Annotated in this window: 24 protein-coding genes and 3 pseudogenes; 15 read left to right on the top strand and 12 right to left on the bottom strand. The window is 64.2% G+C overall.

Going from position 1 to position 25,082, the window contains the following annotated elements; translation table 11 throughout:
- Positions 1–29 precede the first annotated feature (29 nt).
- Positions 30–1,025: an NAD(P)-dependent oxidoreductase gene (locus tag ACIPG5_RS12955; protein WP_286913201.1), complete on the top strand. Its 996-nt coding sequence runs from the start codon at positions 30–32 to the stop codon at positions 1,023–1,025.
- A gap of 87 nt (positions 1,026–1,112) precedes the next feature.
- On the top strand, positions 1,113–1,937 hold the full coding sequence (locus ACIPG5_RS12950; protein ID WP_176511900.1) for an ATPase: 825 nt from the start codon (positions 1,113–1,115) through the stop codon (positions 1,935–1,937).
- A gap of 6 nt (positions 1,938–1,943) precedes the next feature.
- On the opposite strand, the gene ACIPG5_RS12945 is transcribed toward ACIPG5_RS12950, so the two are convergent.
- The 3 genes from ACIPG5_RS12945 to ACIPG5_RS12935 all read right to left on the bottom strand — a co-directional run bounded on the left by ACIPG5_RS12945 (position 1,944) and on the right by ACIPG5_RS12935 (position 4,399).
- Complete coding sequence (locus ACIPG5_RS12945) at positions 1,944–2,888, bottom strand: RHS repeat-associated core domain-containing protein (protein ID WP_401375421.1); 945 nt, start codon at positions 2,886–2,888, stop codon at positions 1,944–1,946.
- A gap of 141 nt (positions 2,889–3,029) precedes the next feature.
- A complete protein-coding gene (locus ACIPG5_RS12940; RefSeq protein ID WP_286913203.1) occupies positions 3,030–4,079 on the bottom strand; it encodes an alkene reductase in 1,050 nt (349 codons plus the stop codon).
- Positions 4,080–4,096: 17 nt separating this feature from the next.
- Positions 4,097–4,399: a helix-turn-helix transcriptional regulator gene (locus ACIPG5_RS12935; protein ID WP_176511898.1), complete on the bottom strand. Its 303-nt coding sequence runs from the start codon at positions 4,397–4,399 to the stop codon at positions 4,097–4,099.
- Between the two features lie 151 nt (positions 4,400–4,550).
- On the opposite strand from ACIPG5_RS12935, the gene ACIPG5_RS12930 reads away from it, so the two are divergent.
- Positions 4,551–5,135 carry an ACP phosphodiesterase gene (locus ACIPG5_RS12930; RefSeq protein WP_176511897.1) on the top strand — a complete coding sequence of 195 codons (585 nt, stop codon included), beginning with the start codon at positions 4,551–4,553 and terminating at the stop codon, positions 5,133–5,135.
- Positions 5,136–5,243: 108 nt separating this feature from the next.
- On the opposite strand, the pseudogene ACIPG5_RS12925 reads toward ACIPG5_RS12930, so the two are convergent.
- Positions 5,244–5,885: pseudogene (locus ACIPG5_RS12925) on the bottom strand (lysophospholipid acyltransferase family protein); the annotation flags it as partial.
- Between ACIPG5_RS12925 and ACIPG5_RS12920 the strand changes: the two are divergent.
- From ACIPG5_RS12920 to ACIPG5_RS12895, 6 genes and pseudogenes are all read left to right on the top strand, one after another.
- Positions 5,875–6,171 (top strand): annotated as a pseudogene (locus ACIPG5_RS12920) (serine hydrolase); the annotation flags it as partial. The pseudogenes ACIPG5_RS12925 and ACIPG5_RS12920 overlap by 11 nt on opposite strands.
- Complete coding sequence (locus ACIPG5_RS12915; protein WP_176511892.1) at positions 6,168–6,464, top strand: amidase; 297 nt, start codon at positions 6,168–6,170, stop codon at positions 6,462–6,464. The pseudogene ACIPG5_RS12920 and the gene ACIPG5_RS12915, both read left to right, overlap by 4 nt.
- 44 nt (positions 6,465–6,508) lie before the next feature.
- On the top strand, positions 6,509–7,090 hold the full coding sequence (locus tag ACIPG5_RS12910; RefSeq protein WP_401375417.1) for a YceI family protein: 582 nt from the start codon (positions 6,509–6,511) through the stop codon (positions 7,088–7,090).
- 1 nt (position 7,091) lies between these two features.
- Positions 7,092–8,249, top strand: a complete 1,158-nt coding sequence (locus ACIPG5_RS12905) for a phosphatidylserine/phosphatidylglycerophosphate/cardiolipin synthase family protein (protein WP_176511890.1) — start codon at positions 7,092–7,094, stop codon at positions 8,247–8,249.
- 50 nt (positions 8,250–8,299) lie between these two features.
- Positions 8,300–8,878 (top strand): DJ-1/PfpI family protein, encoded by a 579-nt coding sequence (locus ACIPG5_RS12900; RefSeq protein ID WP_176511889.1) that lies wholly within the window; start codon positions 8,300–8,302, stop codon positions 8,876–8,878.
- A 156-nt stretch (positions 8,879–9,034) separates the two neighbouring features.
- Complete coding sequence (locus ACIPG5_RS12895) at positions 9,035–9,625, top strand: GNAT family acetyltransferase (protein ID WP_176511888.1); 591 nt, start codon at positions 9,035–9,037, stop codon at positions 9,623–9,625.
- 113 nt (positions 9,626–9,738) lie between these two features.
- On the opposite strand, the gene ACIPG5_RS12890 is transcribed toward ACIPG5_RS12895, so the two are convergent.
- Entirely contained in the window at positions 9,739–11,262 is a 1,524-nt protein-coding gene (locus ACIPG5_RS12890) for a fumarate hydratase (protein WP_236235213.1), read from the bottom strand.
- 249 nt (positions 11,263–11,511) lie between these two features.
- Between ACIPG5_RS12890 and ACIPG5_RS12885 the strand changes: the two genes are divergently transcribed.
- Positions 11,512–12,432, top strand: coding sequence for an iron-sulfur-binding ferredoxin reductase (locus tag ACIPG5_RS12885; protein ID WP_401375413.1), 921 nt, complete (start codon positions 11,512–11,514; stop codon positions 12,430–12,432).
- Positions 12,433–12,551: 119 nt separating this feature from the next.
- Here ACIPG5_RS12885 and pyk read toward each other — a convergent pair whose 3' ends face one another.
- The gene (gene pyk, locus ACIPG5_RS12880; RefSeq protein WP_176511885.1) at positions 12,552–14,006 is read right to left on the bottom strand and encodes a pyruvate kinase; all 1,455 of its coding nucleotides are present in this window, start codon (positions 14,004–14,006) and stop codon (positions 12,552–12,554) included.
- A 180-nt stretch (positions 14,007–14,186) separates the two neighbouring features.
- Between pyk and ACIPG5_RS12875 the strand changes: the two genes are divergently transcribed.
- The 3 genes from ACIPG5_RS12875 to sbcB all read left to right on the top strand — a co-directional run bounded on the left by ACIPG5_RS12875 (position 14,187) and on the right by sbcB (position 16,542).
- Entirely contained in the window at positions 14,187–14,576 is a 390-nt protein-coding gene (locus tag ACIPG5_RS12875; RefSeq protein WP_176511884.1) for a tol-pal system YbgF family protein, read from the top strand.
- Between the two features lie 123 nt (positions 14,577–14,699).
- On the top strand, positions 14,700–15,059 hold the full coding sequence (locus ACIPG5_RS12870) for a PilZ domain-containing protein (protein ID WP_176511909.1): 360 nt from the start codon (positions 14,700–14,702) through the stop codon (positions 15,057–15,059).
- Between the two features lie 46 nt (positions 15,060–15,105).
- Positions 15,106–16,542 carry an exodeoxyribonuclease I gene (gene sbcB / locus ACIPG5_RS12865; RefSeq protein WP_401375408.1) on the top strand — a complete coding sequence of 479 codons (1,437 nt, stop codon included), beginning with the start codon at positions 15,106–15,108 and terminating at the stop codon, positions 16,540–16,542.
- Positions 16,543–16,611: 69 nt separating this feature from the next.
- Here the strand turns inward: sbcB and mvaT are convergent, their stop codons facing one another.
- The gene (gene mvaT, locus ACIPG5_RS12860; protein ID WP_176511882.1) at positions 16,612–16,989 is read right to left on the bottom strand and encodes a histone-like nucleoid-structuring protein MvaT; all 378 of its coding nucleotides are present in this window, start codon (positions 16,987–16,989) and stop codon (positions 16,612–16,614) included.
- A gap of 297 nt (positions 16,990–17,286) precedes the next feature.
- On the opposite strand from mvaT, the gene purU reads away from it, so the two are divergent.
- On the top strand, positions 17,287–18,138 hold the full coding sequence (gene purU, locus ACIPG5_RS12855; RefSeq protein ID WP_008097675.1) for a formyltetrahydrofolate deformylase: 852 nt from the start codon (positions 17,287–17,289) through the stop codon (positions 18,136–18,138).
- A gap of 262 nt (positions 18,139–18,400) precedes the next feature.
- On the opposite strand, the gene ACIPG5_RS12850 is transcribed toward purU, so the two are convergent.
- From ACIPG5_RS12850 to ACIPG5_RS12830, 5 genes and pseudogenes are all read right to left on the bottom strand, one after another.
- Positions 18,401–19,393, bottom strand: a complete 993-nt coding sequence (locus tag ACIPG5_RS12850) for a lysylphosphatidylglycerol synthase transmembrane domain-containing protein (protein ID WP_401375404.1) — start codon at positions 19,391–19,393, stop codon at positions 18,401–18,403.
- Positions 19,390–20,154: a DUF2334 domain-containing protein gene (locus ACIPG5_RS12845; protein ID WP_176511880.1), complete on the bottom strand. Its 765-nt coding sequence runs from the start codon at positions 20,152–20,154 to the stop codon at positions 19,390–19,392. The genes ACIPG5_RS12850 and ACIPG5_RS12845 overlap by 4 nt, the downstream gene beginning before the upstream one ends.
- The gene (locus tag ACIPG5_RS12840; RefSeq protein ID WP_176511879.1) at positions 20,147–21,268 is read right to left on the bottom strand and encodes a glycosyltransferase family 1 protein; all 1,122 of its coding nucleotides are present in this window, start codon (positions 21,266–21,268) and stop codon (positions 20,147–20,149) included. Before ACIPG5_RS12840 ends, ACIPG5_RS12845 begins: the two co-directional genes overlap by 8 nt.
- Before the next feature lie 189 nt (positions 21,269–21,457).
- The gene (locus ACIPG5_RS12835; RefSeq protein WP_371871925.1) at positions 21,458–22,222 is read right to left on the bottom strand and encodes a methyl-accepting chemotaxis protein; all 765 of its coding nucleotides are present in this window, start codon (positions 22,220–22,222) and stop codon (positions 21,458–21,460) included.
- Between the two features lie 93 nt (positions 22,223–22,315).
- Positions 22,316–23,275, bottom strand: a pseudogene (locus ACIPG5_RS12830) (cache domain-containing protein); the annotation flags it as partial.
- Positions 23,276–23,498: 223 nt separating this feature from the next.
- Between ACIPG5_RS12830 and ACIPG5_RS12825 the strand changes: the two are divergent.
- Complete coding sequence (locus ACIPG5_RS12825; RefSeq protein WP_401375400.1) at positions 23,499–24,974, top strand: helicase HerA-like domain-containing protein; 1,476 nt, start codon at positions 23,499–23,501, stop codon at positions 24,972–24,974.
- Positions 24,975–25,082: the final 108 nt, after the last annotated feature.

The raw sequence follows: 25,082 nt of genomic DNA, 5'->3' as shown, positions 1-25,082 counted from the left end.
TTGCATCTGAAATCAAGGCGGAGTCATACATGCGAATTCTGGTCACCGGCGCGAGCGGCTTCATTGGCGGGCGCTTTGCGCGCTTTGCCCTGGAGCAGGGCCTGGACGTGCGGGTCAGCGGCCGTCGCGCCGAGGGGGTCGAGCACCTGGTCAAGCGCGGCGCGCAGTTCATCCCCGGCGACCTGGGCGATGCCGAACTGGCCCGGCGCCTGTGCCAGGGCGTCGAGGCGGTGGTGCACTGCGCGGGCGCGGTGGGCAGCTGGGGGCGCTACCAGGACTTCCACCAGGGCAACGTGGTGGTCACCGAAAACGTCGTCGAGGGGTGCCTGAAGGAGCATGTGCGGCGCCTGGTGCACCTGTCGTCGCCGTCGATCTATTTCAACGGCCGCTCGCGCCTGGATATTCGCGAAGACCAGGTGCCGCGCCGCTTCCACGACCACTACGCGCTGACCAAGCACCTGGCCGAGCAGAAGGTCTTCGGTGCCCAGGAATTCGGCCTGGAAGTGCTGGCGCTGCGCCCGCGCTTCGTCACCGGGGCGGGCGATGCGAGCATCTTCCCGCGCTTGATGCAGATGCAGCGCAAGGGCCGTGTCTCGATCATCGGCAACGGCCTGAACAAGGTCGACTTCACCAGCGTGCACAACCTCAACGACGCGTTGCTCAGTGCCCTGTTCGCCGAGGACCGCGCCCTGGGCCAGGCCTACAACATCAGCAACGGCCACCCGTTGCCGCTGTGGGATGTGGTGAACTACGTGATGCGCCAGATGCACCTGCCCCAGGTGACCCGTTACCGCTCCTACGGCCTGGCCTACAGCCTGGCGGCGCTGAACGAGGGCGCCTGCATGCTCTGGCCCGGGCGCCCGCAGCCAACCCTGTCGCGCCTGGGGATGCAGGTGATGAGCCGCGATTTCACCCTGGACATCAGCCGTGCCCGCCAGTACCTGGACTACCAGCCCAAGGTCAGCCTGTGGACGGCGCTGGATGAATTCTGCGCCTGGTGGAAGCACCAGCCGCTCGGCCAGTGAACCTGGCCGGTTGATGATGGTCATCTGAGCGCCGCGCGAGCGGTTTATACTCATGCCTCTTTGCTACTACCGCGGTTGACCCCACCTATGCGTAACGATGCTCACGACGATTTCGACGATGTGCCCACCTTGCGGGCCGGTACCCCCGATGACGACGAACTGCTGCCAGCGCACGTGTCGCGCAGCCGTCAGAAAGCCGCCAAGCCCGCCAGCACGGCGCCGCTGTGGGCGCTGCTGGGGGCTTCGTTCATCGCCCTGGCGGGGCTGGGCTGGTGGAGCTTCCAGCAGATTTCGTTGATGGAGCAGCAGTTGGTGGCCACCCAGGAAAGCTTCGCGCGCATCAGCGAGGAAGCCGCCGGGCGCCTGCAGGCCATCAGCGGCAAGGTCGAGGCCAGCGAGTCGACGGTCAATACCGGCAGCGAGGCGCTGAAACTGCAGATTCGCCAGCTGCAGGCCAGCCTGGCCGAGCAGGGCGCCCAGCAGCAAGGCGTGGCCGGGCAGACGGGCGATTTGGGCAAGCGCCTGGAGCAGGTGCTGGCCGATACCCGTGAACAGCAGAAGGTGGTGACCGAGCTGCAGACGCAGTTACAGGCGCAACTCAAAGCGGTGAACGGCGAGCTGGCGGCACTGAAGTCGGCGCAAGTCGATGGCGGCAAGCTCGATGGCCAGCTCAAGAGCCTGAACGATGAAGTGGCGGCGTTGAAGAAGCAGGGTAACCAGAAGGCCGCCATCGAGAGCCTGGAGCAGGATGTGCTGGTGTTGAAGAGCCAGGCTGACAACCGGCCGGCTGCCAATTCGGGCGGTGCGTCGGTGCAGGAGTTCGATGCGTTTCGTGGGCAGACCACGCGCAACCTCAACACCCTGCAGAGCCAGATCCAGAACCTGCAACAGCAGATCAATGCCCGCCATTGACGGGGGTTATCGTCTTGTACTCGAAGTACGCAGATCCGAGGCCTGGCTCGTAACATCAGGCGTCATGACGGCGGGTCTGTAATTAAAGTTGTCATAACCAGGATCGCCGGGGCGTAAGTGGTTTTTCTTATGGACTTCGTAATCAACGCTAACGCCTTTGGGGGTTGGCGTTAGATTGAGGTTGCCCTTCACATTTCCATGGTAGGCGGTGCCTTTGAGTTTGAAGCGGTTGGCAAAGTCCTGTCCAAGTGACGTGCCTGTCGCAGGGTTGATATCAGCCGATGTGCAGATATTCATGACGAAACCCTCGTAGCCGTTGAGGTTAGGCACGGCTTCGTGGATCTTGTTGAACAACTCGCTGTTAGCGAGTTTTTTTCCACCGACCACGGCTTGGCTACCACTACCGTGAGCAATCACATATAACGTTTTTTTGCCTGTAAAATGCTTGTGGGTGAATACAGTCAGGCCCGGATCATTGCGTGTGTTTGTTTTCCCCGGTACATGGAGATGTGCCAACCCCCTGACATGCCCACTCGGGTCGCTGTAGTTGATAGGGTCTCCCGAAACAAATGCGTAAGCATTGATCCCTCCGTGACCGAACGGGCTGAGATTGTCTGGGCTATTGAATCTGCGCAATGCTGGGTTCAGCGCGCGGTAACCCGTGCCGAGAAGATAGTTCCCATTATTGGCGTCTGGGTGTTCTCCTTGGAATGCCACGGCGGGTGGGGATGAGGAATGGCCGTAAGGCGCGTAGCACGTCGCCGTTACGGCGCTGGCCTGGATAAGTGAAAGGCAGGAAAGTTGGAAGTCGCAGCAGGGTAAGCTCACTGTTTTCTGGTGACAGTTGTCAGTGATGAGCGCCACCGGCCGCAGGCCTGGGCGTAACACAGAAAGCTGGTTGTCGGGAGCCAGCAGTGTGGTCATGCCGGTATGTTGGTAGAAATAGAACATGACCCATTACCCTGCAATACTTTGTTTGGATTATCTGAGTCATTAAAGGCAGCGACAACTATCAAAAATACCAGTCAGCGGCGTCATTGAGGTGAAGGCATTTAAGTGCTAGGGACCGCAAAGCGGCCCCCGCGTTCGCGATTACAGCCGTGGATAATCGATATACCCCACCGGCCCCTTTCCATAGAACGTCTCCGGATGCGCCTGGTTCAACGGCGCATCGGCCGCGAGCCGCGCCGGCAGGTCCGGGTTGGCAATGAACGGCACGCCAAACGCCACCGCATCGGCCCGGCCACTGGCCAACGCCGCATTGGCACTGGCCTTGTCGAACCGTTCGTTGACGATGTACGGGCCGCCGAACGCTTGCTTGATCAGTGGGCCAATGCTGTCATCGGCCTCCTTCTCCCGCGAGCAGATGAAGGCGATGCCACGCTTGCCCAGCTCCCGCGCCACGTAGGTGAAGGTCTCGGCGCGGTCGGCGTCGCCCATGTCATGCGAGTCGGCACGCGGTGCCAGGTGCACGCCCACACGCCCGGCACCCCATACCTCGATGGCCGCATCGGTCACTTCCAGCAGCAGCCGCGCGCGGTTTTCCAGCGAGCCACCGTAACGGTCGTTGCGCTGGTTGGTGCTGCTCTGCAGGAACTGGTCGAGCAGGTAGCCGTTGGCGCCATGAATCTCCACGCCGTCAAAGCCCGCCGCCTTGGCGTTTTCGGCGCCGCTGCGGTAGGCCTCGACGATGTCGGCGATCTCTTCGGTTTCCAGCGCACGTGGGGTGGGGTACTCGGTGATCGGGCGCACCAGGCTGACATGGCCCTTGGGCTGGATCGCGCTGGGCGCCACCGGCAATTCGCCGTTCAGGTAGCTGGGGTGGGAGATGCGGCCAACGTGCCACAGCTGCAGGAAGATGCGCCCGCCAGCGGCGTGCACGGCCTTGGTCACGTTGTTCCAGCCGCGTACCTGCTGGTCGTTCCAGATACCGGGCGTGTCCGGGTAGCCCACACCCATGGGCGACACCGAGGTCGCCTCGCTGAGGATCAGCCCGGCGCTGGCGCGTTGCACGTAGTATTCGGCCATAAGCGCGTTGGGCACCCGGCCCTCGTCGGCGCGGCAGCGGGTCAGCGGCGCCATGATGATGCGGTTGGGCAGTTGCACGTCGCCCAGCGTGATCGGATCGAAAAGCGTGGTCATGAAAGTTACCTGCCTTGTCAGAGTGCTTGGCGCAGTTGTTCGAGAAATGCCTGGATAGTGGTTTCGTTACGTTTGAAGAAGTGCCATTGGCCGACCTTCTGGCTGCTGATCAGGCCAGCCCGTTGCAAGGTCGCCAGGTGGGCGGAAACGGTCGACTGCGACAAGCCGCAGCGCTGATCGATCTGCCCGGCACACACGCCCTGTTCGGTGCTGTGGTGCTGGTCGGGAAACTGCGTGGCCGGGTCTTTCAGCCAGTGCAGGATTTCGCGCCGCACCGGGTGGGCCAGGGCTTTGATGATTTCGTCGAGATCGAGGGGCATGGTTGTCACTCGTGTTGTACCGGTATATCGCGATGGGTCGAAATATAAATCGGTATTTCGCGATATTGAAATACCGATAGGCTCTGAGCTGAGCGCGAATCGCTATATCGCGTTATAACGATATTGACGCTGCCGGTGCTAGACTGCGGGCATGAACTACCTCGCACACCTGCACCTGGGCGGCCCCGCGCCGCAACAACTGCTTGGCAGCCTGTATGGCGATTTCGTCAAAGGCTCGCTGGAAGGGCGCTTTGCGCCAGAGCTTGAAGCGGCGATTCGGCTGCACCGGCACATCGACAGCTACACCGACCGGCACCCCCTGGTACTGGCCGCGCTCGCGCGCTTTCCCAGGGAGCGGCGACGCTTTGCCGGGATCGTTCTGGATGTGTTCTTCGACCATTGCCTGGCGCGGCATTGGGGCGATTACGCCGAGCAGCCGCTGGCTCAGTTCACCGGTGACTTCTACCGGGTGTTGCTGGCAGAGCCTGAGTTGCCGGGGCGGTTGGCGCGGATTGCGCCGTTCATGGCGGCGGATGACTGGCTGGGGGCGTATGGCGATTTCGACACCCTGGAGCAGGTGTTCAACGGGATTGCCCGGCGCTTGTCGCGGCCGGAGGGGATGAGCGGAGTGATGGGGGAGCTGGAGCGGTTGTACGAGCCGCTGCTGGCGGATTTTCGCGAGTTCTATCCGCAGTTGCAGGTATTTGCGGCGGCGGGGCGGGTATCCGAGCGCTGATCCTTTGGCCTCATCGCCGGCAAGCCGGCTCCCACATCATACCGAAACCTGTGAAGATCCCTGTGGGAGCCGGCTTGCCGGCGATGAGGCCAGCGCAGCCAAGCGCCATCAAGCAGCCCGCGCCTGCCGGCGCGGCGCCACGTCGACATCCTCGACCCCGAACAACGCCATGTGAATGGCCTGCTGCGCCTGAAACGCCAACGCCGCCCGCTCTTTGCCAATACTGCTGATCGGCGCCAGCAACTCAATGCACACCTCACCCCGAGGCGCCGCAAACAGCCGCATCAGGTGCGAAACCAGGTCATCGTCGCCAATGAACGGCGCGATCGGGTCCGCCTCACCGTTGCGCAGGTACTGGATGGCCACCGGCTGCACGGCCACACCCCGGTCGATGGCACCGGCCAGCAAGCGGCCGTGGAAGGTACGCAACTGGCGCCCGTCGGTGGTGGTGCCTTCAGGGAAGATCAGCAGCGGCCGCGCCTGGCCCAGCTGTGCCCCGATCTGCTCGCGCAGGCGCTGGCCGTCGCCACCGCCGCGGCGTATGAACAGCGTGCCGGCCTTTTCCGCCAGCCAGCCGGCCAGCGGCCACTGGCGCACTTCGGCCTTGGACAGGAACGACAACGGCAGCAGCATGCCAAGCAGGGGAATGTCGGCCCACGACACATGGTTGCTGACCCACAGCATCGGCCGCTTCGGCAGCTCGCCCACCACCCGCACATCGAAGGGCAGGGCCGCCACCAGGCGTTTCATGGCGTTCAACCGCGCCGTGTTCACCCAGGCCCAGGCCATCCCCGGCGAAGCCAACCCTGGCGGCCATTGGTGGCTCAACCAGCCGCTCGCACAAGGCGCTGCACGGCCATGGCCCGACGCCCCGGCAGATGCCTACGCGGCGCTCGGCCACTGGGGCCAGGCGCTCTACATCCTGCCCGCGCAGCAGCTGGTGATCGTGCGCTACGGCGATGACCGCGATGGCAGCTACAGCCACAACGAGTTGCTCAAACGGGTGCTGGCGGCGCTGGCCGGGGAGGGCGCATGAAACGTCTGGCGTTACTGGCACTTGTCGCGCTGCTTGGCTGGGCCTGGCTGGAGCGCCAGGCGCTGGCGGATTTCCCCGGCATCCTTTCGGCATATTCGGCCAAGGAGTACTGCTCGTGCCGCTTCGTCATGGGCTTCGAGCAGGCGTATTGCCGCGCCTACGTGAAACAGTGGCTACCCTTGAGCGAGCTGGAAGAAGACAGCCAACAGCGCAGGGTCAGCGCCGCCGGGCTGGGCCAGCGCAGCCGCGCGGCCTGGCAGGGCGCGCAGCAGGGTTGCCGCTTGCTGCCATGACGGTGGGCGGTTAAGGTTGGCGGTCAAGTTTCACGAGATCTGTCATGTTCAAGCTGCCCCGTCTTCTGCCGGCCCTGCTGCTGGCCCTGTGTCTGCCCGCCCACGCCAACTGGCACCTCGATGGTGAATCGTCACGCCTGTCGTTCATCAGCGGCAAGAACGGCGACACCGCCGAGGTGCATCGCTTCCTGGTGTTGCATGGCTCGGTGGACCGCAAGGGCGCGGCGGCGCTGCGCATCGAGATGGACTCGGTCAGCAGCGGCATCCCGCTGCGCGACGAGCGCATGCGTGATGACCTGTTCGAGGTCGAGCGTTTCGCCGAAGCCACGATCAAGGCGCAGATCGACCTGCGCCCGATCAACGACCTGGCCAACGGTGCGCAGATCGAGTTGCGCCTGCCGCTCACCGTCAGCCTGCATGGCCAGTCGCACAGCTACAACGCACTGCTGCTGGCGACCCGCCTCGATGAGCGGCGCTTTCAGGTGGTGACCCTGGAGCCGCTGATCCTCAATGCCAACGACTTCGCTTTGCTGCCAGGGCTGGAAACCCTGCGCAAGTTCGCCAAGCTCAAGTCCATCAACCCCACGGTACCGGTCAATGCGGTGCTGATCTTCAACGCCCGCTGACATGCCGGGGCCGGTCTTCCCCTGGCGCGATGGCAACCAGTTCGAACTGCTGATCGACGGCCCCGAGTTCTTTCCGCGCATGCTCCAGGCGATTGCGCAGGCCCAGTACCAGGTCGACCTGGAGTTGTACCTGGTCGAGGCCGGGGCCTGCGCCGAGGCGGTGGTCGAGGTGCTGGAGCAGGCGGCGCGGCGCGGCGTGCGGGTGCGCTGCCTGTTCGACGACTATGGCTCGCTGGCCTTTACCACGGCGCTGCGCCAGCGCCTGCTGGAGGCCGGGGTGCTGCTGCGCTGGTACAACCGCCTGCGCTGGAAGCGTGGTTTTCGCAACCTCTACCGCGACCATCGCAAACTGCTGCTGGTCGACGAGCGCTGGGCGGTGGTGGGCGGCACCGGGGTCACCGACGAGTTCTGGACGCCCGGCGAGGCGGCCAGCGAGTGGCATGAAGTGATGGTGCAGATGCAGGGGGCGGTGGTCAGCGACTGGCAGTTGCTGTTCGACCGCCAGTGGCACGCCAACAACCGCCGCACCGCCTGGCGCCCGGCCGAGGGCTTCGGCCTGCCGCGCCTGCCCAAGGTGCCAGCGCAGGGCCAGGGCATGGGCCGGGTGGCCTATGCCGACGCCCGCCAGCACCAGGACATCCTGCATTCGCTGGTGCGCGGGCTGAACAGCGGCAAGCAGCGGGTGTGGCTGGCCACGCCGTACTTCCTGCCGACCTGGAGCGTGCGCCGCTCCCTGCGCCGCGCCGCCAGCAAGGGCGTCGATGTGCGCCTGCTGCTGACCGGGCCGCGTACCGATCACCCTTCGGTGCGTTACGCCGGGCACCGCTATTACCCGCGCCTGCTGCGCGCCGGGGTGCGCATCTACGAATACCAGCCGTGCTTCTTGCACCTGAAGATGGTGCTGATCGACGACTGGGTCAGCATCGGCTCGTGCAACTTCGACCACTGGAACCTGCGCTTCAACCTGGAGGCCAACATCGAGGCGCTCGACCCGCCGCTGACCGCCGCCGTGCAGGCCAGCTTCGAGCGCGATTTCGCCTTGAGCGAGGTGGTCGACCTCGACCACTGGAATGCCCGCCCGCTCTGGCGCCGGGTCAAGCAGCGGATATGGGGCTGGCTGGACCGGCTGGTGGTCAATTTGCTCGACCGACGTGACTGACAGCGACTATCGTGCAGTGACTGTCCAAAAGTAATCCAAGGGTGACTGCGATGACGGCGAAGAAGATTCTCATGCTGGTGGGCGACTACGTCGAGGATTACGAGGCGATGGTGCCGTTCCAGGCATTGACCATGGTGGGCCACACGGTGCATGCGGTGTGCCCGGAAAAGGTCGCGGGCCAGACCGTGCGCACGGCGATCCACGACTTCGAGGGTGAGCAGACCTACAGCGAGAAGCCAGGGCACAACTTTGCCCTGAACTACGACTTCGTCCGGGTGCGTGCCGAGAGCTACGACGCGCTGCTGATTCCGGGTGGGCGTGCGCCGGAGTACCTGCGCCTGGACGAGAAGGTGCTGGCGCTGGTCAAGGCCTTCGACCAGGCCGGCAAGCCGATTGCCGCGGTGTGCCACGGGGCGCAGCTGCTGGCGGCGGCCGGGGTGCTGGAAGGGCGCGAGTGCAGTGCGTACCCGGCCTGTGCGCCGGAGGTGCGGCTGGCGGGTGGCAAGTTCATCGACATCGCCGTGGACCAGGCGCACGTGGACGGCAACCTGGTGACGGCGCCGGCGTGGCCTGCGCATCCGGCCTGGTTGGCGGCGTTTCTGAAGGTGCTGGGCACGCGTATTTCCTGACCGCGCCTCTGCGCGGGGCAGGCCTGCTTGGTAGCGGTGATGGAACAGTACCTGTCGTGTTGGGAAAAGGCGGGGCGTTGGCTCGGATGATAGGGTTTGCCCTCAAGCCCGGCTTAGCCGAACGCGTCATCCACCTCGACAGAACGACCGCCCAGCATGGAAATACGCCTGTTGCACGGCGCCGCTATCGCGCCTTACCTCGATGACCTCGCTCGCCTGCGCCTGACCGTGTTTCGCGAGTTTCCCTACCTCTACGACAGTACCCCGGAGTGCGAAGCCAACTACCTGGCAAGCTACGTGCGCTCCGGGCGCAGCCTGGTGGTGCTGGCGCTGGACCAAGGCCAGGTGGTGGGTGCCAGCACGGCTGTGCCGCTGCTGGACGTGGCGCCTGAATTCCAGCAGCCCTTCCTGGCCCAGGGGCGCGACCCCGCCTGCGTCTATTACTTCGGTGAGTCACTGCTGTTGCCGGCATACCGGGGGCAGGGCCTGGGCGTGCGCTTTTTCATCGAGCGCGAGTCCTATGCCCACAAGCTTGCCGAGTTCGATTACTGCGCGTTCTGTGCGGTGGAGCGGCCCGGCGGGCACCCGCTGCGGCCGGCGCAGTACAAGCCGTTGCATGGTTTTTGGCGCAACCGTGGCTTCCTGCATGATCCGTCACTGCGTACCCACAGCGCCTGGCGCGACCTGGGCGAGCAGGAAAGTTCGGAGAAGATCATGGCGTTCTGGGTCAAGGCGTTGCCGATCTGATGCGCTGAAACGACGGCGGCCCCTTCACGGGGCAAGCCCGCGCCCACAGGTTCGATGTCGTACCTGTGGGAGCGGGCTTGCCCCGCGAAGGGGCCGCCGCTGTTACATCAGGTTTACTTCACTTCGACTGCCAGGCTCTGGGCAATCTTGCTCTGCCACAGGGCAGGGCCAGTGATGTGCACCGACTCACCGTTGCTGTCGACCGCGACAGTCACCGGCATGTCTTTCACTTCGAACTCGTAGATCGCTTCCATGCCCAGTTCGGCGAAGGCCAGGACCTTGGACTTGCGGATCGCCTGGGCCACCAGGTAGGCAGCGCCGCCGACGGCCATCAGGTACACGGCCTTGTTGTCCTTGATCGCCTCGATGGCGGTCGGGCCACGCTCGGACTTGCCGATCATGCCCAGCAGGCCGGTCTGCTCGAGGATCTGGCGGGTGAACTTGTCCATGCGGGTGGCGGTGGTCGGGCCGGCTGGGCCTACCACTTCGTCACCGACCGGGTCGACCGGGCCGACGTAGTAGATGAAGCGGCCCTTGAGGTCGACCGGCAGTTCTTCGCCACGGTTGAGCATCTCGACCATGCGCTTGTGCGCAGCGTCGCGGCCAGTGAGCATCTTGCCGTTGAGCAGGATGGTCTCGCCCGGCTTCCAGCTGGCGACTTCTTCCGGGGTGATGGCATCGAGGTTGACGCGACGGGCGCTCGGGCCAGCTTCCCAGACGATTTCCGGGTAGGCGTCCAGCGACGGCGCTTCCAGCTCGGCCGGGCCGGAGCCATCGAGCACGAAGTGCGCGTGGCGGGTGGCGGCGCAGTTGGGGATCATGCACACCGGCAGCGAGGCGGCGTGGGTCGGGTAGTCCATGATCTTGACGTCGAGCACGGTGGTCAGGCCGCCCAGGCCCTGGGCGCCGATGCCCAGCTGGTTGACCTTCTCGAACAGCTCCAGGCGGATCTCTTCGATGCGGTTCTGCGGGCCGCGGGCCTTCAGCTCGTGGATGTCGATGGATTCCATCAACACTTCCTTGGCCATCACCGCAGCCTTCTCGGCGGTGCCGCCGATACCGATGCCGAGCATGCCAGGCGGGCACCAGCCAGCGCCCATGGTCGGCACGGTCTTCAGCACCCAGTCGACGATCGAGTCGGACGGGTTGAGCATGGCCATCTTCGACTTGTTCTCGGAGCCGCCGCCCTTGGCTGCAACATCGACTTCGACCTTGTCGCCAGGGACGATCGAGTAGTGGATGACGGCCGGGGTGTTGTCCTTGGTGTTCTTGCGGGCACCGGCCGGGTCGGCCAGGATCGAGGCACGCAGGACGTTTTCAGGCAGGTTGTAGGCGCGACGCACACCCTCGTTGATCATGTCGTCGACGCTCAGGGTGGCGCCGTCCCAGCGCACGTCCATGCCCACGCGCACGAACACGGTGACGATACCGGTGTCCTGGCAGATCGGGCGGTGGCCGGTGGCGCACATGCGCGAGTTGATCAGGATCTGGGCGATCGAGTCACGTGCCGCTGGCGACTCTTCGCGCAGGTAGGCCTCGTGCATCGCCTGGATGAAATCGACGGGGTGGTAGTACGAGATGAATTGCAGGGCGTCGGCGACGCTCTGAATCAGGTCGTCTTGCTTGATCACGGTCATGCAGCGCGCTCCTCTTAAAGACGGGAACATTCAAAAAGACGCTCGACAATGCCGACCAGCGTGTCGAAGCGCCTTGCAAGGCGCCGGCAGGTCAGGCCGACGGAAAAAGGCGCGGCAGTATAGCGCGCATCGGTGCCGGGCACACCTGCGGCCGGTCTGGACCATGGTCGGCCACCGGCGGGCATCCTTTTTGCTGCCATCGAGCGCTTGGCTTACAGTGAGCCGCAGTCATATGGAGAAACACCGACCATGCCCGAACTATGCGTGGGCGAGCGCCGCTGGACGGTGCCCACCGGCAGCAACCTGCTCGATGCCCTGAACGAGGCCGGGCTGAACGTGCCCTACAGTTGCCGCGCCGGCAGCTGCCATGCCTGTTTGGTGCATTGCCTGGACGGCCAGCCGGCGGATGCCTTGCCCGAGGCCCTGGCCCTGGAAAAGCACGCACAGGGCTGGCGCCTGGCGTGCCAGTGCCGGGTGGTGGACGACTTGCGCGTGGCGGTGTTCGACCCGCTGCAGGACGGCATTGCCGCCCAGGTCCGTGCGCTGGACTGGTATGGCGATGTGCTGCGCCTGCGCCTGCAGCCTGCGCGTGCGCTGCGTTACCAGGCTGGCCAGCACCTGGTGCTGTGGAGCGGGTCGGTGGCGCGGCCTTATTCCCTGGCGAGCCTGCCGGGCGAGGATGACTTTCTCGAATTCCATATCGACTGCCGCCGGCCCGGTGCCTTCAGCGACAAGGCGCGGGGGTTGCAGCTGGGCGATACCTTGCGCCTGGGCGAGCTCAGGGGCGGGGCGCTGCATTACGACCCGGACTGGCACGCACGGCCCTTGTGGCTGCTGGCGGCCGGCACCGGGCTGGCGCCGTTGTGGGGCATCTTGCGCGAGGCGCTGCGCCAGGGGCATCAGGGCGAGATCAGGGTGATGCATGTGGCGCACGAGCACGCCGGGCATTATCTGGCCGGGCCGCTGGCGGAAATTGAAGGGGTGAGGGTCGAGCCGGTGCTGGTCGATCAGCTCGAAGATGCGCTGGCGGGGTTGCGGCCGTCATCACGGCAGACCGTTGCGCTGCTGTGTGGCTCGCCGGGGAGTGTGGAGCGGTTTGCGCGGCGGCTATTCATTGCGGGGGTGCCGCGGGGGCAGGTGTTTGCCGATGTGTTCGTGGAGCATGCTTGAGTGAGCAGGGAGGGCTTTGCCCTCCTTTCGCGACACAAGGCCGCTCCTACAGGTGAATGCGATCTCCTGTAGGAGCGGCCTTGTGTCGCGAAAGGGCCGCAAAGCGGCCCCCGGGGCTATCACCCAACCAGCGGGTCACCGACATGCAGGATCTTCATGCCGTTGGTGCCACCGATGGTGTGGTAGCTGTCACCCTTGGTCAGGATCACCCAGTCACCTTGCTCCACCAGCCCACGCTTGAGCAGCTCGTCGACCGCCGCCTGGCTCACCTTGTCGGCCGGCAGCGAGGCCGGGTCGAAGGCGATCGGGTAGACGCCGCGGAACATCGAGGCGCGAGCCTGGGTAGCGCGGTGCGGCGACAGCGCGTAGATCGGCACGTGCGAACGCAGGCGCGACATGATCAGCGGGGTGTAGCCACTTTCGGTCAGGGCGATGATCGCCTTCACGCCCGGGAAGTGGTTGGCGGTGTACATGGCCGCCAGGGCGATGCTTTCGTCGCAGCGCTCGAAGGTGGTGTGCAGGCGGTGGCTGGACTTCTGGCTGGTCGGGTGCTTCTCGGCGCCCAGGCAGATGCGGGCCATGGCCTGAACCGCTTCGATCGGGTAGGAACCGGCGGCGCTTTCGGCCGACAGCATCACCGCATCGGTGTTGTCCAAGACGGCGTTGGCCACGTCGGACACTTCGGCGCGGGTCGGCATCGGGTTCTGGATCATCGACTCCATCATCTGGGTCGCCACGATCACCGCCTTGTTGTTGCGGCGGGCGTGCTGGATGATCTTCTTCTGGATGGCGATCAGCTCGGCATCGCCGATTTCCACACCCAGGTCGCCACGGGCAACCATCACCGCGTCGGAGGCGGCGATCAGCTTGTCCAGGGTCTCGTCGTCGGCAACGGCTTCGGCGCGCTCGATCTTGGCCACCAGCCAGGCGCTGCCGCCGGACTCGTCGCGCAGCTTGCGGGCGTATTCCATGTCGCTGGCGTCACGCGGGAAGGACACGGCCAGGTAGTCCAGGTCCATTTCCGCGGCCAGCTTGATGTCGGCCTTGTCTTTTTCGGTCAGGGCCGGTGCGGTCAGGCCGCCACCTTTGCGGTTGATGCCTTTGTGGTCCGACAGCGGGCCACCGATGATCACCACGCAGTGCAGGGCATCTGCGGTGGCGGTCTCGACGCGCATGACCACGCGGCCATCGTCGAGCAGCAGTTCGTCACCGACGCCGCAGTCCTTGACCAGGTCGGGGTAGTCGATACCGACGATGTCCTGGTTGCCTTCGGTCAGCGGGTGGGCGGTGGAGAAGGTGAACTTGTCACCGATCTTCAATTCGATGCGCTTGTTGGCGAACTTGGCGATGCGGATCTTCGGACCCTGCAGGTCACCCAGCAGCGCGACATGGCGGCCGTTCTTGGCGGCGATGTCACGGATCAGGCGGGCGCGCGCCTTGTGCTCGTCCGGAGTGCCGTGGGAAAAGTTCAGGCGTGCCACGTCCAGGCCGGCGAGGATCAGCTGTTCGATCACTTCCGGCGAATTGCTGGCGGGGCCAAGGGTGGCGACGATTTTGGTACGGCGGATGGTCATGCACAGACTCCTATAGTGAAGCGCAGCGAAAGGCTACTCCTGAATCGCGCTGTAGTCATTGTTCCGTTGCACTACCTGCAAGGCACGCAGGGTGGCATATGAACGGGCAAGGTATCCTGGCAAAAGGCTGTGAAGATTTGCGGGCAAAGGCCGATACACTGGTATCAAAGGAGATCCCCCATGCGAGCCCTCATCGTTTTAGCCCTGGCGGCGGCCAGCACCGTCGGCTGCACCCGCTGGTCCATGGACCATCACCTGAACAACGCCTACCGCGCCTACGACCGGGGCGATTGCCAGAAGGTCATGCTGGAGTTGTCGCAGGTCGACCGCACCAGCCGCGCCCGCCCGTTCATCCACCCGGAAGTGTCGCTGCTGCGTGGCCAGTGCCTGGAACGCCAGCAGCTGTACGTGGATGCTGCGCAGACCTACGAGTACCTGATTCAGCAGTATCCGAACAACGAATACGCCTTCCGCGCCAAGGCGCGCCTGCAGACCCTGGAGAAGCTGGGCCACTACCGCAGCGGCCAGACGGCGGTGGCCAGCCCTGTGAATACCTCTCCTTGGCGTTAACACCAAGGTGTCGATAAATTCATGGGATTTGCACGGCGAGCTGCGTTAACCTGTAACTAAGTTGTTACAACAATCGCCAGTACCTTGCATTCCTGGCATCGGGTACGGACTGCACTTGTGACCATGTTCAACAAGCGCCACATCGAACGCCATCAACTGCCCTGCGCGCTGAGGGTGTTCAATCGCTTCACCGATCAGCCGATCGGCCAGTTGGGTAATGCCTCCGAAGACGGGCTGATGGTGATCAGCCAATTGCCTGTGCTGGTCGGGCCGGATTACGAACTGCAGCTGCGCGTGCCGCTGGCCGGTGGCGGCTTGCAGTTCATCAACCTGACCGCCAGTTGCCTGTGGTGCCGCGAAGACCAGACGCCGGGCCATTACGATTCGGGCTTCATGCTGCTGCAGGCGCCGCGCGAGTACGATGACTTCGTGCGCTCGCTGCGTGACTATTTCAGTTTCCTCCCGGCCAACGCTTCCGTCTGAGGCGTGGTCCGCTAGAATCGGGTCAACCTCGCTTCAGGATGACCCCGTGACTTCCAGCATTTTCTGGCACGACTACGAAACCACCGGCATCAACCCGCGCTGCGACCGGCCGCTGCAGGTGGCTGGCGTGCGCACCGATTTCGACCTCAACGAGATCGAGGCGCCGATCAACCTTTATTGCCGCCCCTCCGACGACATCCTGCCGCACCCGGCCGCTTGCCTGGTGACCGGCATCACCCCGCAGCAACTGGCCACCCAAGGCTTGTGCGAAGCCGAGTTCATGACCCGCGTGCATGAGCAACTGGCGCGCCCAGGCACCTGCAGCGCGGGTTACAACACCTTGCGCTTCGACGACGAAGTGACCCGCTACAGCCTCTATCGCAACTTCTTCGACCCCTATGCCCGCGAATGGCAGGGCGGCAACAGCCGCTGGGATTTGATCGATGTGGTGCGCACGGCCTATGCGCTTCGCCCGGAAGGTATCGAATGGCCGCAACAGGATGGCCGCACCAGCCTGCGCCTGGAGTTGCTGAGCAAGGCCAACGGCATCGACCACGGGCATGCGCACGAAGCGCTTTCCGACGTGCGGGCAACCATCGCCCTGGCGCGCTTGATACGGCAAAAACAACCCAAACTGTATGAATGGTTGTTCCAGTTGCGCAGCAAACACAAAGTGATGGAGCAGGTGCGTTTGTTGCAACCGCTGGTGCATATTTCCGGGCGCTTTTCGGCGGCGCGTCATTACCTGGGTGTGGTCTTGCCCCTGGCCTGGCACCCGCGTAATCGCAATGCACTGATTGTGTGCGACCTGCATCAGGAAACCCTACCGTTATTAAGGGAAAGTGCCGAGGTACTTCGTCAGCGCTTGTATACGCGGCATGACCAATTGGCAGAAGGGCAATTACCGGTGCCGCTCAAGTTGGTGCAGATCAACCGTTGCCCGGTGCTGGCGCCGTTGTCGGTATTGCGCCCGGTGGATCAGCAACGGCTGGGTATCGACTTGCCGCAGTTGCAGGCACGTGGTGAAGCGCTGGCCAATCAACAAGAGGCGTGGCAAGACAAGCTGGCACATATTTATGGGCAGGAAGAGTTTGCCCCGAATGAAGACCCTGAACAGCAATTGTATGACGGATTTCTCGGCGACCGGGACCGGCGCCTGTGCGAGCAAGTTCGCACACTGGACCCTGCACAATTGGCGCATGGCCATTGGATGTTCGACGACCCGCGCATGCCTGAGTTGCTGTTCCGTTACCGCGCTCGAAACTTCCCCGAGACCTTGAACAGCGACGAGCGCCAGCGTTGGCATGCATTCTGCCAGCAGCGCTTGAGTGACCCTGTGTGGGGCGCGCCCAATACCCTGGGCGACTTCGAGCAGGCCCGGCAGAGCGCCTGGGCCGATGCCGACGAGGCCGGGCGCCGGGTGCTGGACGCCTGGCAAGTGCATGCCCGCAGGTTGTCGGAACAATTTGCCATCAACCATTGAGGCACAAACGAAAAACGCCGGCAGCGTGCCGGCGTTTTTCATTTCAACAAACTGGGCGAGTGCGGACTATCAGTCCAGCAGGGTTGCCCAGCCTTCAACCACATCACCACCCCACTTGGCTTTCCATTCTTTCAGGGTCTTGTGGTTGCCGCCTTTGGTTTCGATCACTTCACCGTTGTGCGGGTTCTTGTATTGCTTGACCTTGCGAGCACGCTTGGTGCCGGTGGTCTTGACTGCGCCACGCGGGGCTTTGCTCAGTTTCGACTCTGGGTCGAGCAGGGCGATGACATCACGCAGCGACTTGGAGTATTCACCCATCAGCGTGCGCAGTTTGCCTTCGAACTCCAGTTCTTTTTTCAGCTTGTCATCCTGCGACAGGTTGGCCAGGCGGGCCTGAAGTTCCTTGATGGCTTCTTCGGTAGCGCGGTACTCGTTGATCAGGGACATGGAGTGTTCCTTAATGCGTGTTCAGAAATGTGTGGGGCAATAATAGACAGGCCATACACTCAAGTAAACATATTAATACCCGGCCGAACTGTTAATTACCCTGTGACAAATTATCTCAACATTAAGAAATTTTTACATAAGCCTGGTCAATTGCCCGGGCATGTGCGCAAGCCACTTGATAGCGGGCGCAAGGGGGCGCATCGGCCAAGCCGGGTTACCGGTCGGTGCAATGCTTACTGCGTTTTTTGGGCCGGGCCGCTAGAATGAGCGCCTTTGCGAAGTTCTGGAGTCTTATTCATGCGCACCTATCGTCTGGTGATCGCCTGCCCCGACCGTGTTGGCATCGTGGCGAAAGTCAGTAATTTCCTGGCCCTTTACAATGGCTGGATCAACGAAGCCAGCCACCACTCCGATGAACAGAGTGGTTGGTTCTTCATGCGCCATGAAATTCGCGCCGAATCGTTGCCGTTCGGTATCGAGGCCTTCCGCGAAGCCTTCGCGCCGATCGCCGAAGAGTTCTCCATGACTTGGCGTGTTACCGATTCTGCGCAGAAGAAGCGCGTGGTGCTGATGGCCAGCCGTGAATCGCATTGCCTGGCCGACCTGCTGCACCGGTGGCACACCGACGAGCTGGATTGCGAGATTCCTTGCGTGATTTCCAACCACAACGACCTGCGCAGCATGGTCGAGTGGCATGGCATTCCGTTCTTCCATGTACCGGTCGACCCCAAAGACAAGGCGCCGGCGTTTGCCGAAGTGTCGCGCCTGGTCCAGGAGCATGCCGCCGATGTGGTGGTGCTGGCGCGCTACATGCAGATCCTGCCGCCGCAGCTGTGCCAGGATTACGCCGAAAAGGTCATCAACATCCACCACAGCTTCCTGCCTTCGTTCGTCGGCGCCAAGCCTTATCACCAGGCTGCCCTGCGCGGCGTGAAACTGATCGGCGCCACCTGTCACTACGTGACCGAAGAGCTGGATGCCGGCCCGATCATCGAGCAGGACGTGGTGCGCGTCAGCCACGCCGACAGCATCGAGGACATGGTCCGCTTCGGCCGCGATGTCGAGAAGATGGTGTTGGCCCGCGGCCTGCGTTATCACCTGGAAGACCGCGTGCTGGTGCACGGCAACAAGACCGTGGTGTTCGACTGATTCGAGCATAGGGCCGCTTCGCCGCCCAATCGCCGGCAAGCCGGCTCCCACCGTTACTGCACAAGTCTTCTGTGGGAGCCGGCTTGCCGGCGATTGGGGCGCACAGCGCCCCGAGGAGTCCCCTTGGCGAATTCCCGCAACAAGCCCGCTGCCACACCTCCCCCCACCCTCGGTGAAGGCTGCCTCGCGCGCTACGACCCCGACGCCCTCGATGACGACGACGGCACCGACTTCCCAGGCGCCGCCGAACTCTGGCGCCAGCTCAACCCGCCTGACCCCGCCAGCGCTCCAGCAACGGACGCGCCAGCAGGTAGACGAACACCGGCCCGCCCGCCAGCAGATAAAAATAGTAGGTAACCGCCCGCCAGATCAGGATCGCCGCTGCGGCTGTCGAGCTGCCGACCATCGGCGCCAAGAGGCTCGCCGACGTCAGTTCGGCAGCCCCGGCACCGCCCGGCATCAGGCTGAACTGCCCGGCGCTGAGCGACAGCATCTGCACCAGGAAGCTCGGCACCCACGACAGCTCCACGCCCAACCCCCTCAACACCAGGTACAGCACGCTGTAGCGCAGGCTCCAGTGCGCACAGGTGAGGGTGAACACCAGCGCCAAGGTGCGCTTGGGCAGCCGCCAGGTCTGGGCCAGGGCGGCGACGAAGTGCAAGAACTTGCGCGCCCAGCGCCGCTTGCGCCGTGGGGCCACGCCCAGGCGCTGCAGCAGCCGGCCATTGCAACGCATCAGCTGGCGCCGATAGCGCAGCAACGCCACGACCACCGCCAGTGCGCAGCTCAGCAGCAAGGCGCTGCCCAGCAACAGGCTTTCCTGGCTGCGCCCCAGGCTGTGGAACAGGGCATAGCCGGCGATGGCCAGCATCGCGCAGAAGAAGAACAGCAAGTCGTTCAGCTGGTCCATGGCGAACACCGCGCCACTGCGGGCCGGGCCAATGCGGTCGCGGGCGAGCAAGGCCATCAGCGTCAACGGCCCACCGCTGCCACCGGGCGTGGTGCAGATGGCGAATTCGGTAGCCATCACCACGCCAAGGCTGCGCACGTGGCCAAGTTTGGCCCCGTGCTGGCCGAGCAGCAGGCGCAGGCGCAAGGCGTTGATCACCCAGCACAGCAGGATCATCCCGAGCAGGGTGAGCATCAGGCCGGGGTCAAAGGCCTGCAGCCTTGGCAGCAGCTCGCTGCCGCCGAGCAAGGCCGGCACCAGCAGGGCGCAGAGCAGGGCCAGGCCCAGCCAGGTCAGGCGATTCATGCGAGCACCTGGCGCTCCAGCCAGGCCGATTTGGTCAAGGGTTCACGGCCTTGCAGCAACAAGGTTTCGAGCGTCGTCAGCCAGTAGTTGCGCGACGAGCGGTGGCGCATGTCCACCGGGTGCAGCCCGAGGCGCAAGGTATCCGCTTCGCGCCAGCGTTGCTGCTGCCAGTTGCAGACCACCCGTGACAGGCCCCGGCGCCAGGCGCTGCGGGCGCTCCAGACCAGCCCGGGGGCATCGAAGGCGGTGAAGTCGGGCAGGCGATACAAATGCTGCGGTGTGCTGGTGTAGCGCAGCGGCAATTGGCACAAGGCCTGGCGCGTGCCCTGGCTCATCAGCCAGGCCGGGGCGACGAAGCCTGCCACCGGCCAGCCCTGCCGGGCGAACAACGCCAGGCCCTGTTCCAGGCGCTGCAGCGCCTGGGCCTGGTCCAGCGCATAGAACTCGCCTTCGTGGGTGTAGAGGCGGCGCATGAAGTACTCGCCGAGGCTGCGCGGCGTGGGGCCGTCGTCGGCGTGGTAGAAGCCATGCAGGGCCAGCTCGTCGCCGCGCGCCAGGCGCTTTTCTAGCAGCCGGCAGAAGGTCGGTGAGCGTGCCAGAGGGTTGCGGTGGTGAAAATCCGGCACCACCAGCCAGGTCATCGGCACGTTGCCCATTTCGTCGACCGCCTGCACGAATGGCTGGTAGTCCGGCCAGGTTTCCGGGGCGATGTCGTGCAGCACCAGCATCAGGCTGCGCGACGAACCTTCGGCCTCAGCCATGGGCGCGCACCTGCGGCTGGTGGCCGAGCACGGCCTGGTAATGCTGGAGCAGGCCGCTGACCACGTTGTCCCACGAGTAATGCTGCTCGACATGCTGGCGAGCCTGGGCACCGAGCTTGCGCACCCCCTCTTCGAACGCTTCGCGCACCGCCGTGGCCATGGCCCGGCCATCGTTGGCGTTGCACAGGCGGCCGCACTGTTCGTTGACGATTTCGCTGAAGGCGCCGGCGCGTACCGCCACCACCGGCGTGGCGCTGGCCATCGCCTCGAGGATCACCAGGCCGAAGGTTTCCTGGTCGCCGGCATGCACCAGCAGGTCGGCGCTGGCCACCAGCCGGGCGACCTCCTCGAGCGGGCAGAAGTGGTCGATCACACTGACGTTGCCAGGCACGCTGGCCGGCATGTTCGAGCCCACCAGCAGCAAGTGGTAGGGGCGCCCCAGGTGCTGCATGCAGTCGAGCAGCACCGGCAGGTTCTTTTCCCGCGAGCCACGGCCGGCGAACACCAGCAGCCGGCTGGTATCGGGGATGCCCAGCTGGGCGCGCAACTGCGGGTCGCGGCGTGCCGGGTTGAAGGTGGCCAGGTCCACGCCCAGGCGCTGCACATGCACGTCGCGCACGCCCAGGCGGCGCAGCTTGTCGGCCATCACCTGGCTTGGCGCCAGTACCCGGTCGAAATTGCCGTAGAGCTTGCTGACATAGGCTTCGACATTGGGCGTGAACCAGTTGCCCATGCGGTTGCTGACCAGCAGCGGCAAGTCGGAGTGGTAGAAGCCGATCACCGGCACGTCCAGCTGGCGGCGCGCTTCGAGGGCGGCCCAGGCGGTCAGGTAGGGGTCGCCGACTTCGATCAGGTCGGGCTTGAGGCGGCGCAGCACCGTGCACCAGGGGCCCAGGCGCACCGGAAAGCGGTAGCCGTTGCCAAAGGGCAGGGGCGGGGCCGGTACCTCGTACACGCCATTGGTGTGGCGGGCACTGGGGCCTGGGATCAGCAGGCTGTGGCGCACGCCCTGGAGGGCGTCGAGGCGATGGTGTTTGGCATCAAGATAAGTCCGTACGCCGCCGCTGGCGGGGGCATAGAACATGGTGATGTCAGCGATGTGCACGATCAGCATCCCTCCGGGATCGTCTTCGGGTCTGTCATGCGGCGGTAATAAAGCCGACGATGACGCGCCTAAAGGTTGACCTTCCTGAAGGATAGTTTGTTCGATCGGGTTGAGTTGGGGGGAGGGGGGCAGCCATCGCCGGCTAGCCGGCTCCCACAGGGCTGGGTGGGGAGCCGGCTTGGCGGTGATGAGCGCGGGTCAGATGCGGAAGCTGCCGACCAGCTGTTTCAGGCGCGAGGCCTGCTGTTCAAGGTCGGAGCACGCGCGCAGGGTGGCCTGCAGGTTTTCGACGCCTTCCTGGTTGAGCATGTTGATTTCGTTGATGTCCATGTTGATCGAGTCGACCACGGCGGTCTGCTCTTCGGTGGCCGTGGCCACCGACTGGTTCATGCCGTCGATCTCGCCGATGCGCACGGTGACGCTGTCCAGGCGTTCACCGGCCTGGTTGGCGATCTGCACGCTGTCCTGGCTGTGGCGCTGGCTCTGGCCCATGGTCTCGACCGACTCGCGGGCGCCGACCTGCAGCTCTTCGATCATGCTCTGCACTTGCTGCGCCGATTCCTGGGTGCGGTGGGCCAGGTTGCGCACTTCATCGGCCACCACGGCGAACCCGCGGCCGGCTTCACCGGCACGTGCGGCTTCGATCGCGGCGTTCAGCGCCAGCAGGTTGGTCTGCTGGGAAATGCTGGTGATCACCTCGAGAATCTGGCCGATATTGACGGTCTTGCTGTTGAGCGTCTCGATGTGCGCGCTGGAGGTGACGATCAGGTCGGACAAGCGGTTCATCGCCGCGATGTTGCGCTCGACCACCTGCTGCCCTTCCTCGGCCAGCAGGCGTGCAGAGGTTGCGTGTTGCGAAGCCTGGGCGGCGTTGCCGGCGATCTCCTGGGCGGCGGCGCCCAGTTCGTTGATGGCGGCGGCGACACTGTTGGTGCGGTTGGACTGCTCGTCGGAGTTGGTCATCGACGAGTTGGAGGCGCTGATCACCCGCAGGGCCACTTCGTTGACCTGCTCGGTGGCCGAGGACACTTCGCGGATCGAGCCGTGGATCCGCTCGACGAAGCGGTTGAAGGCGGTGCCCAGCACGCCGAACTCGTCGTGGTTGTGGATGCTCAGGCGCTTGGTCAGGTCGCCTTCGCCTTCGGCGATGTCTTCCATGGCGCGGGTCATGGTCAGCAGCGGTTGCATCAGCACGCGGATCAGCAGGCCCAGCAGGCCGATGATGATCACCACCGCCACCACGGTGGCGATCACCGCCGAGGTGCGGAAGGTGCTGAGCATGGCGAAGGCCTTGTCCTTGTCCACCGACAGGCCGATGTACCAGTTGGCCGAAGGCAGGCCCTTGATCGGGGTGAAGGTCAGCAGGCGGGTCTGGCCGTCGGCCTGCACTTCGGTCAGCTCGCCGGACAGTTTCGGCGTGTGCTGCGGGAACAGGTCCGACAGCGACTTCATGACCATCTGCTGGTCGGGGTGAACCAGCACCTTGCCTTGGTCGTTGACCAGGAAGGCGTAGCCCATGCCGCCGAAGTTCAGCGAGTTGATGATCTGCACCAGGCCGTCGAGGGCCAGGTCACCGCCGACCACGCCAACACTGGAGGAAACCTTGCTGAGGATGCCGATGACCATCTTGTTGGTGGTCATGTCCATGTAGGGTTCGGTGAGGGTCACGCCCTGGGCGTTCATGCCGTCCTTGTACCAGGGGCGGGTGCGCGGGTCGTAGCCGTCGGGCATCTTCGAGTCGGGGCGCACGCTGAAGCCACCGTCGACCTTGCCCAGGTAGACCGTCAGAAAACTCGAGATCAGTGCGCGCTGGCCCATCAGGGTTTCGGCCTGGTCGGGTTGCTGGGCAATGTTCTGCGCCAGGTTTTCCACCAACTTGATGCGGCCTTCGAACAGGTTGCGAATGTTGGTCGAAGTGGACTCGCCCATTTCAGCCAGATAATTCTCCAGATTCTCGCGGATCGCATTACGCTGGAGGTAATCGTTGTAGAGGGTAAACAGGCTGAAGGCGAGCATCACGATCAGTGATGCCGCCAAAAGAATCTTGTGGCTGAAACGAAGGCTTTTGTTCATGGCGTAATCGGTTCCGCTAAGGTTTTTATCGGGCGTTCGCACGAATACAGCAGTAAAACAGTGCAACATCCCGGGAAGTCCTTTGGGTTGTTCCTGTCTTCAATGGCGAATATCACCCCGAGGTATCGGCCACTAAGTGTTAAAGCTTGAGAAGAGGATCAAAAAGATGTCGGATTCTTCGACCATAGTTATCGGCGCAGGCACGGATGGCGAGCCGGTCAAGCAAGCCATGCGCCTGGCCAATCGCCATGGGTTGGTGGCGGGTGCCACCGGTACCGGCAAGACCGTGACCCTGCAGCACCTGGCGGAAGTGTTCAGCGATGCTGGCGTGGCGGTGTTCGCGGCGGATGTCAAAGGCGACCTGTGTGGCCTTGGCGCCGCCGGCGCCCCGCAGGGCAAAGTGGCCGAGCGCATAGCCGGGATGCCCTGGCTCGATTATGGGCCGCGTGCCTACCCGGTCACCTTGTGGGACATCGCCGGGCAATCCGGCCATCCGCTGCGCACCACCCTCAGCGAAATGGGGCCGTTGTTGCTCGGCAATCTCTTGGAGCTGACCGACAGCCAGCAGGCCGCTCTTTATGCGGCATTCAAGGTGGCCGACCGGGAAGGGCTGCTGCTGCTCGACCTGAAAGACCTCAAAGCGCTGCTCGCGCACCTGAAGGACAACCCGCAACTGCTCGGCGATGACAGCGCCTTGATGACCAGCGGCTCGACCCAGGCCCTCTTGCGGCGCCTGGCAACCCTGGAGCAGCAAGGCGCCGAGGCGTTGTTCGGCGAGCCGGCGCTGCAACTGGAAGACTTGCTCAGGCCCGACGGCGATGGGCGCGGGCGTATCCACCTGCTCGATGCCAGCCGGCTGGTGCACGACGCGCCCAAGGTCTATGCCACCTTCCTGCTGTGGTTGCTGGCCGAACTGTTCGAACAGTTGCCCGAACGCGGCGATGCCGAAAAACCTGTGCTGGCACTGTTCTTCGACGAGGCGCACCTGCTGTTCAATGGCACGCCCAAGGCGCTGCAGGACCGGCTGGAGCAGGTGGTGCGGCTGATTCGCTCCAAGGGCGTGGGGGTGTATTTCGTCACCCAGTCGCCGAGCGACCTGCCCGATACCGTGCTGGCCCAGCTGGGCTTGCGTATCCAGCATGGCCTGCGTGCGTTCACCGCCAAGGAGCAGAAGTCGTTGCGCGCGGTGGCCGATGGTTTTCGCCCCAACCCTGCGTTCGACAGCCTGTCGGTGCTCACCGAGCTTGGCATCGGCGAGGCGTTGGTCGGCACCCTGGAGGAAAAGGGCACCCCGGCGATGGTGCAGCGGGTGCTGATTGCCCCGCCGCAGTCGCGTATCGGCCCATTGAGCGCGGCCGAGCGGGCCGCGCTGATTGCCCGGTCGCCGTTGCTGGGGCGCTATGACAAGCCGATCGATCGGGAGTCGGCGTATGAAATGCTCACCCAGCGCAAGGGCGAGCCGGTGGAGCCGGCGCCGGTGCCCAAGGCCGATGAAGAAAGCCTGGCCGACAAGGCCGGGGAGTTTTTGCAGAGTGCGGCGGGGCAGGCGATCAAGTCGGCGGTGCGCCAGGCGGCGAACCAGTTGGGGCGCCAGTTGGTGCGGGGGTTGATGGGGTCGTTGTTGGGGGGCAAGAAGCGCTAGCTGCCTGCGCTGGCCTCATCGCCGGCAAGCCGGCTCCCACAGGGGGCGAGGTGGCCAGGCAAGCCAATGAAAAAGGCGCCTCGAGGGCGCCTTTTTCATTGCAGCGAT

It is taken from the genome of Pseudomonas sp. NPDC087029 (assembly GCF_044745345.1).
Classification (GTDB): Bacteria; Pseudomonadota; Gammaproteobacteria; order Pseudomonadales; family Pseudomonadaceae; genus Aquipseudomonas; species Aquipseudomonas faucium.
Note: the sequence above shows the minus strand (reverse complement) of the source record. Positions and strands in the feature narration are given on the sequence as shown.

Bases quoted from the DNA above. Each gene is read 5' to 3' on its own strand.
- ACIPG5_RS12955 (WP_286913201.1), top strand. From the start codon at position 30: ATGCGAATTCTGGTCACCGGCGCGAGCGGCTTCATTGGCGGGCGCTTT.
- ACIPG5_RS12950 (WP_176511900.1), top strand. From the start codon at position 1,113: ATGCGTAACGATGCTCACGACGATTTCGACGATGTGCCCACCTTGCGG.
- ACIPG5_RS12945 (WP_401375421.1), bottom strand. From the start codon at position 2,888: ATGTTCTATTTCTACCAACATACCGGCATGACCACACTGCTGGCTCCC.
- ACIPG5_RS12940 (WP_286913203.1), bottom strand. From the start codon at position 4,079: ATGACCACGCTTTTCGATCCGATCACGCTGGGCGACGTGCAACTGCCC.
- ACIPG5_RS12935 (WP_176511898.1), bottom strand. From the start codon at position 4,399: ATGCCCCTCGATCTCGACGAAATCATCAAAGCCCTGGCCCACCCGGTG.
- ACIPG5_RS12930 (WP_176511897.1), top strand. From the start codon at position 4,551: ATGAACTACCTCGCACACCTGCACCTGGGCGGCCCCGCGCCGCAACAA.
- ACIPG5_RS12915 (WP_176511892.1), top strand. From the start codon at position 6,168: ATGAAACGTCTGGCGTTACTGGCACTTGTCGCGCTGCTTGGCTGGGCC.
- ACIPG5_RS12910 (WP_401375417.1), top strand. From the start codon at position 6,509: ATGTTCAAGCTGCCCCGTCTTCTGCCGGCCCTGCTGCTGGCCCTGTGT.
- ACIPG5_RS12905 (WP_176511890.1), top strand. From the start codon at position 7,092: ATGCCGGGGCCGGTCTTCCCCTGGCGCGATGGCAACCAGTTCGAACTG.
- ACIPG5_RS12900 (WP_176511889.1), top strand. From the start codon at position 8,300: ATGACGGCGAAGAAGATTCTCATGCTGGTGGGCGACTACGTCGAGGAT.
- ACIPG5_RS12895 (WP_176511888.1), top strand. From the start codon at position 9,035: ATGGAAATACGCCTGTTGCACGGCGCCGCTATCGCGCCTTACCTCGAT.
- ACIPG5_RS12890 (WP_236235213.1), bottom strand. From the start codon at position 11,262: ATGACCGTGATCAAGCAAGACGACCTGATTCAGAGCGTCGCCGACGCC.
- ACIPG5_RS12885 (WP_401375413.1), top strand. From the start codon at position 11,512: ATGCCCGAACTATGCGTGGGCGAGCGCCGCTGGACGGTGCCCACCGGC.
- pyk (WP_176511885.1), bottom strand. From the start codon at position 14,006: ATGACCATCCGCCGTACCAAAATCGTCGCCACCCTTGGCCCCGCCAGC.
- ACIPG5_RS12875 (WP_176511884.1), top strand. From the start codon at position 14,187: ATGCGAGCCCTCATCGTTTTAGCCCTGGCGGCGGCCAGCACCGTCGGC.
- ACIPG5_RS12870 (WP_176511909.1), top strand. From the start codon at position 14,700: ATGTTCAACAAGCGCCACATCGAACGCCATCAACTGCCCTGCGCGCTG.
- mvaT (WP_176511882.1), bottom strand. From the start codon at position 16,989: ATGTCCCTGATCAACGAGTACCGCGCTACCGAAGAAGCCATCAAGGAA.
- purU (WP_008097675.1), top strand. From the start codon at position 17,287: ATGCGCACCTATCGTCTGGTGATCGCCTGCCCCGACCGTGTTGGCATC.
- ACIPG5_RS12850 (WP_401375404.1), bottom strand. From the start codon at position 19,393: ATGAATCGCCTGACCTGGCTGGGCCTGGCCCTGCTCTGCGCCCTGCTG.
- ACIPG5_RS12845 (WP_176511880.1), bottom strand. From the start codon at position 20,154: ATGGCTGAGGCCGAAGGTTCGTCGCGCAGCCTGATGCTGGTGCTGCAC.
- ACIPG5_RS12840 (WP_176511879.1), bottom strand. From the start codon at position 21,268: ATGCTGATCGTGCACATCGCTGACATCACCATGTTCTATGCCCCCGCC.
- ACIPG5_RS12835 (WP_371871925.1), bottom strand. From the start codon at position 22,222: ATGACCAACTCCGACGAGCAGTCCAACCGCACCAACAGTGTCGCCGCC.
- ACIPG5_RS12825 (WP_401375400.1), top strand. From the start codon at position 23,499: ATGTCGGATTCTTCGACCATAGTTATCGGCGCAGGCACGGATGGCGAG.